The 6,283-nt window shown below is 33.7% G+C and carries 5 protein-coding genes and 1 pseudogene; 1 reads left to right on the top strand and 5 read right to left on the bottom strand.

The features are described 5' to 3' along the window. Positions 1–254: 254 nt before the first annotated feature. The gene (locus FEK29_RS17710; RefSeq protein WP_138259773.1) at positions 255–968 is read right to left on the bottom strand and encodes a hypothetical protein; all 714 of its coding nucleotides are present in this window, start codon (positions 966–968) and stop codon (positions 255–257) included. Between the two features lie 175 nt (positions 969–1,143). Between FEK29_RS17710 and FEK29_RS17705 the strand changes: the two genes are divergently transcribed. Further along, on the top strand, positions 1,144–2,208 hold the full coding sequence (locus tag FEK29_RS17705; RefSeq protein ID WP_138259772.1) for a DUF481 domain-containing protein: 1,065 nt from the start codon (positions 1,144–1,146) through the stop codon (positions 2,206–2,208). A 41-nt stretch (positions 2,209–2,249) separates the two neighbouring features. On the opposite strand, the pseudogene FEK29_RS17700 reads toward FEK29_RS17705, so the two are convergent. The 4 genes and pseudogenes from FEK29_RS17700 to FEK29_RS17685 all read right to left on the bottom strand — a co-directional run. Next, positions 2,250–2,828, bottom strand: a pseudogene (locus FEK29_RS17700) (amidohydrolase family protein); the annotation flags it as partial. Positions 2,829–3,211: 383 nt separating this feature from the next. Continuing rightward, positions 3,212–3,628, bottom strand: a complete 417-nt coding sequence (locus tag FEK29_RS17695; RefSeq protein ID WP_138259771.1) for a DUF2541 domain-containing protein — start codon at positions 3,626–3,628, stop codon at positions 3,212–3,214. Positions 3,629–4,250: 622 nt separating this feature from the next. Beyond that, a complete protein-coding gene (locus FEK29_RS17690; RefSeq protein WP_138259770.1) occupies positions 4,251–5,273 on the bottom strand; it encodes an META domain-containing protein in 1,023 nt (340 codons plus the stop codon). Positions 5,274–5,439: 166 nt separating this feature from the next. Then, positions 5,440–6,195, bottom strand: a complete 756-nt coding sequence (locus tag FEK29_RS17685; RefSeq protein ID WP_138259769.1) for a cytochrome c family protein — start codon at positions 6,193–6,195, stop codon at positions 5,440–5,442. Positions 6,196–6,283 lie beyond the last annotated feature (88 nt).

The raw sequence follows: 6,283 nt of genomic DNA, 5'->3' as shown, positions 1-6,283 counted from the left end.
ATAATCATACAGATGCCGGTGAACACGGAAAAGAGTGTATCACATATAGGATGCGGAGCAAGTTATATGGTATTGAATCGTTGATAATCCTATCGGAATTATCAACGATTCAACACCCCAAAACCATCATTATGAGGTAATTGAAAATTAAATATTAACTTTAGAGAACTGGACTAGGGCTTTTCATAGGAGGCATTGTTGGCAATATTTTTTTATCTGGTTATGTGATTCTTTTGAAATATTATTTTCTTATCCTAAAGAAAAAACGTTGCTCCAATTCTAATTGTATTTATATCATTTGTAAAATTAGGATACCACCCTGTGTTGACTTTAAATTTATTTGGGGTAATTATGTAGTTAAAGTTAACTTCAGCTTGCCAAATAGTGTCAAAATCAAACATTGTAACAATAGGATTTAAAAACACAAATGCTTGTTTACTAAAACTTAAGCTCATGTTGGTTTGAAACCCTAAACCACTTTCTTTAGGCTCTGTTAAATACACATAATTAACTCCAGGAAACAAGGATATGTTTTTATTCAAAACAAGCCCGACCACTCCACCTACCGCAATAGACCAGGTGTCAGAGCCAAGACCCTTTTCAGCTGAACCTGTTGGAATTGTAATATCAGTAAATGGCGCAATGGCTATAATAGTGCTTGATATATTTCTTTTTACTACGTTAAAGTAACGCAATCTAACATCTGAAAGCCCAAATTCATTTGTTGCATCATTATACAATAGCGGTACTTCTCCTAATAAAAGATTATTAGGATTGAAAGCATATTGAAAATTAACTCTTGTACCATAAGTTGCAAAACCGTCATAAGCGTTATATTCACCTAATGTGTTAATTTGTGTGTAAAGATTAGTAGGCTTGGAAGGGTCTATTTCTTCTTTTGTATTTTGTGCTTTTATACTATGAAAACAGAAAGCTATCAAGATCAAACTTAAAAATTTATATTTCATATTATTTATTTTTGAGAGAATTCTTTAGTAAAAGACTAATAACAAGACAACAATTATTATAATGCTTTTTTCGCCTTTGTTATGTACAACATTTACATTTTATTATTATTTAAATAAACAAAAATTTTATATTTACTAATTAATAGAATGTTTTCATAAATTTTTTTTAAATATAATGAATAAACTTTTCACACTTTTCTTATTAATATTTGTTATTCACTATACAAGTTTCTCACAAAATGATTCTCTCGTGCTAAATAACGGAGATTTTATTGTAGGAGACTTAAAAAGTATGTTCAAGGGTGTTTTGACTATTGAACCATCATATTCAGACTCAGATTTTAAAATTAAATGGAAAGACGTTAAAGAATTAAAGGCAACTCAGCGTTACTTCATAGCGCTTTCTGATGGGCTAAGAACTAATGGAACATTAAAAAGTTCAGGTATTGGAAAACTAATAATTCACAAAGGGGAAGGGGATTACCTAACTGTTAATCAAAGTGATGTTGTTTACATAAAAAGTATAGATAGTGGTTTTTTAAGCCGTCTTTCTGCTAATATAGATTTTGGTTTCACATTAACTAAAGCTAATAACCAACAACAACTAAACGGTAATTTAAGGATGGGATATTTGGCGGATAAGTGGACGACTAGACTATTTTATAACACGTTATTGACCAAACAAGATGATGCGTCAGATATACGGAGAAATGATGCTGGAATTGAATTTCTCTATATTTTGCCTGAAGATTGGGTTCTTGGCGCAAGCGTAAATCTACTATCAAATACAGAACAATCCTTAGACTTACGCTTAACAAGTAAAATGGGAATTGGTAATTATTTAAAATATTCTAATACGATGTATTGGAATGTTTTGGCTGGTTTTGCGTATAATACTGAAAGCTTCTTACCTATTTTAAATCCAGAGCAAGGAATTACTACAACAACACCGAATAGAAAATCATTTGAGGGATTTTTGAAAACAGAATTAAACATATATGATCTCGGTGATTTAGAGCTTTTCACCAATATAATTCTATACCCTACAATTTTTTCAGATACCAATGTTAAGTCTGGTCGCACTAGAGTAGACTTTAGATTCGATGTAAAGTATGATGATCTCTTTATTGAGGATTTTTACATCAGAGCAGGTTATAATCTCAATTATGATAATAGACCAGCTGAAGCAGGAAAAGCATTAGATTATATCTTTACTACAGGATTTGGCTGGGAATGGTAAATTCTACTACAATCAAAAAAACACCAAACTTGGTATTAGGGTTACCTTTTATAAACTTGTTTACCCTCTTTATAAGTTTCTAAAACTATAATGTTTTTTATTTCTTCTTCAGGCACTTTTAAAGGGTTTTTATCAAGAATAACTAAGTCGGCAAGCTTACCTTTTTCAAGAGTTCCTTTGGTGTCTTCTTCAAAATGCTGATAGGCTGACCAATCTGTAATGCCTTTGAGCGCTTCGTAGGGAGTTGTCTTCTCATCCGCACCAATCACTTGACCTGAACGGGACTTTCGCTCAACTGAAATCCCGACCATCCTCATTAAATTTGGCAGGGCTACAGGTGCATCTGTATGGATGGTTATCCTCAAACCTTTATCCAAGGCTGTTCTGGTAGGACTGATAGAGTTTCCAAGGCTATCTCCAATAATCTGTTTGTGCCAGTCTCCCCAGTAATAGGTATGTAGCGGAAATAATGAAGCAATGACATTCAATTCCATAAAAGAATCAAGTTGATCTTCCCGAACATATTGACCGTGGATAAGAACACTTCTTCGGTCATCATTTCCAAATTCTTCTATGGCAGGCTTCATTGTACGTATCATCTGGTCCATTGCCGCATCACCATTGCCATGGGTGAAAACTTAACAGTTGTTTTTAAACGCTTTTTTATACAATGACGTCACAACACTATCACTAGGAATTGCTGGATAACCGCTGTAATCTAGGTCTGCCCCATCTGGTGGAATTAAATACGGCTGAGTTTGCCAAACTGTTCTTCCCTATGGAGATTCATCAAGTGTTAAAAAGATGCAAAGCACAGCAAGTAATTAATTACGTTTTATTCACATAATAATTCCTATTTAATCATTTTTATAAACGCTTTTGCCTTCTTCTATGCATTCTGTAATCTTTGTTGAATGTATTTGCATTGGATTTATTTTTAATGAGTTTTCATCAAAAATAAACAAGTGGGCCAAAGCTTACTTTTTCAAACGTTTACTTTCATTTATTCTCGTAATTTGGCCCATATTTCAACTTTTGCCCTTTTAGTAAATATGATATTCCCAGCTGAGTCATAATCAATTTCTAATTCTTTTAATTTAGTATCATTTCCAGGTAGCTTAAACGCAAAAGATGACATCCCATTGGTAAAAACACCGGTGCCTTTTGGAGAGAATTCTTTTTCTGTGCCGTCGGACATTTTGACGCGTAGCTTTTTAAGCTTAACGGTTCCCCGAATACACTTTAACTTTATTGTAGAAATGTTTTGTTTTTTGCCAAGCATATTGACTTTATCTGTTTCAGCCATGTAAGACACAGTTTTTTCCGATAGTTTTATCCAACCCTTTTCTTCAGACTGCGCGAAGGAACGAAGCCCAAACGCAACAATCAATACCAGAGCTAATAGAATACTTTTTTTCATTTTATTGATATTTTAATTTTGTTAACCGACAACAGCGGTTCAATTCTTTGAGTGTTTTCAATCCAACTTATTTAAATTAATCATAACCTTTTTGGTCAAAAAGAACTGTACAACCATACCAGATTTGATCTTGGTGATAGGATTTATTCTTAATTTCGGTTAAGCCATTTAGCTTCAGGCGGTTGGTTTAAATTGCCCACAACGACCTGCTAAACGCAGTTCAGGTATGATAACGAAGATACAATAAAATGGATAAAAATGCCATGATATTGGACTGTTGGCATCATGGCATTGTTTGTCAATTAGATGGCGCAGCTATCGTGGATTGCCATTTTATTGAATTGGGAGTTAGAGTGCCTGATCCAAATTGCATTTAGCTCCGTGTTATGGCACGTTGAGCACTTGAGTGCGTCAGCTGGAGCTGTAGATAATAGAAAGGGTTTTAGCAATTTGGTTTAGCAGGTCGTTATGGTCACACTTGCTTGTGGGGCGGGAGTGCGCAGCACGTAGCCACGCAAGTCAGCTTCAGCTGATTGTGACCATAACGGTTTGTGCAAATGCAGTAACCGACGTTTGGAGGATGTTGGCATTTTGCACATTGTTGGCATCAGTTATCTTCTTTTTAATCTCCTTTTAGAAAAGCCAATACTTCTTCATTTTCTTCATTCATCAAAATCAAATTCAGTCCTTCTAATTTATAAAAGGCTACTTGATTAATTGCTTTGATAAAAGCCTCAGCAGTATCCATTTTATGGCACATTTTCTTGGTGGAGGCAAGATTTCCAAAAACAATTTGGTTTTCGGTCACTTTCTTTATCCCTCCTGAGTATTGATTGCATCCATCATATCCGAACACCTTCAGGTCGGTTAGGTTAATTTCCATTCTCGGTATCGGTGACATACGGTTAATGGGGTTTCCATTTATTCTTGTAGTTACCCAAATATCATGAAGTCTTTGATTTGGATTATTTGGCTTTTCTTTTATGAATTCAAGAATTTTCTTTTCCGTTTTATCAAAAAATATAACCGTCTCGCCTTGTATTTGATAAGTCGATATGGAGTTAAGTGTTTTTTGAAACTCAGGTTCAACATTTTTGTTGATGCACGCTTTTTTAGTACCTGCCACTGTTCCTAAAGATATTTCGGAAGCAGTCAGAGTCTCTATTTGACCTGTAAAATTATTGCAACCTCCATTTGCTGCCAATACTTTTTTAGAGAGTTCAATGGTGATAGTTGGTATAGCTACCATTCTGTTAAGTGGTGCATTGTTCAGTTTTACTAAAGTCCAATCACCGTTCAGTTCTGAGCGAATATCTTTTTGCTTATCCAATACTTTTATAAGTTCGTATTTAATAGAAGAGCCGTCAGCAGGTACTTCGTTTTTATCTAATCGGGTTTCCTTGACCTCAATCTTTTGAAGATAACCTTCTTCAAATTCAAAGCCTTTTATAGAAGCATAGAAGTTTTCCCAATTAGGGTTGTTTATATCTTCTCCCCTATAAATGTTTAAACATTGCATTTTCCCTGCTCCCGCAGAACATTCGGTTTTTATACCGCTTACCCAGAAAACTTTATTCATTTTGTTTGAGCATGATTGAATTAGTACCAGTAAAAATAAAATTAAAAGTAATTTTGTCAGATTCATTATTATTGATTTTACTTTTTTTAATTGATGCCAACGTTAGCGTATAAATTTCAGTTGCGGAAAATCGGTACGATTTTCCGATTGAGACTGAAAGATAGAAAATTGCAATGAATTTCCGCAGGAAATTCAGTCGCAATTGAATTTATACATTGTTGCCACCAGTTTTTTATTCCGCTTTACTGTATTCAATTAGTTTCTCTATTTCTTTTTCGGTTATTAGTTTCCCAAAAGTTTTTCTATGATAACTAATTCCAAATTCAGTTGTGTCTTCTTTAGTTAAGTCCGCTGAATCAAGAATCCATTTTTTAAATTTCAATTCATTTATTCCCCTAAATGCTGGTCCAATCATATTTTTGTTTCTATGATGACAAGAAGCACAGTTTATGTAAAATAAACTCCGACCAGAATAAGGTGTTATTTTATTTGAAAATTCAATTTGCTTTGAATTCAATAACGTGTCGCTATCTTTAAATTTTATTGATTTGAAAATGTTGAAAATCAAATTTTCATCATCTATGTTATTCCCAATTAGGTTAAATCTATTCTTTTTATATGCTTTCTCAATATAGACGCCGATTGTTCCTTTTCCGACTTCCTTTGGTTTAGTTAACAAAGCAATTTTTCCGTTTATAGTGTCTGTCGCAAATAGTTGAGTCTCTCCATTTTCATATTTAAAATCGTATGAATACCATCCATAATCAAATGTCAATGAGTCAATTCCGTTTGTAATTCCGCCAACATAACTGTCAATTCCCTTAAATTCTATTTTTTTCCAATCGTGAGGAATTGTCATTTCAAAAGCTCCAAAGTCAATTTTTTCATTCGCTGATTTAATTCCAAATCCATTCGCTAGTAAATAAATCATTGAAACCATCAAAACTAAAATAATAGCAAAAAATATTAATGTTTTATCGGTTTTCATAAATTGGTGGCAACGGTCTCGTATAACCGTCAGTTACGGGTTTTAAGTTACTATTTTTCGGTTAAGCACCCACGCTCGCAATTCCGAG

The organism is Maribacter aurantiacus, assembly GCF_005780245.1.
In the GTDB taxonomy this organism is placed as follows: Bacteria; Bacteroidota; Bacteroidia; order Flavobacteriales; family Flavobacteriaceae; genus Maribacter; species Maribacter flavus.
The sequence above is the reverse complement of the archived record's forward strand: the minus strand, read 5'-3'. Positions and strand labels throughout refer to the sequence as shown.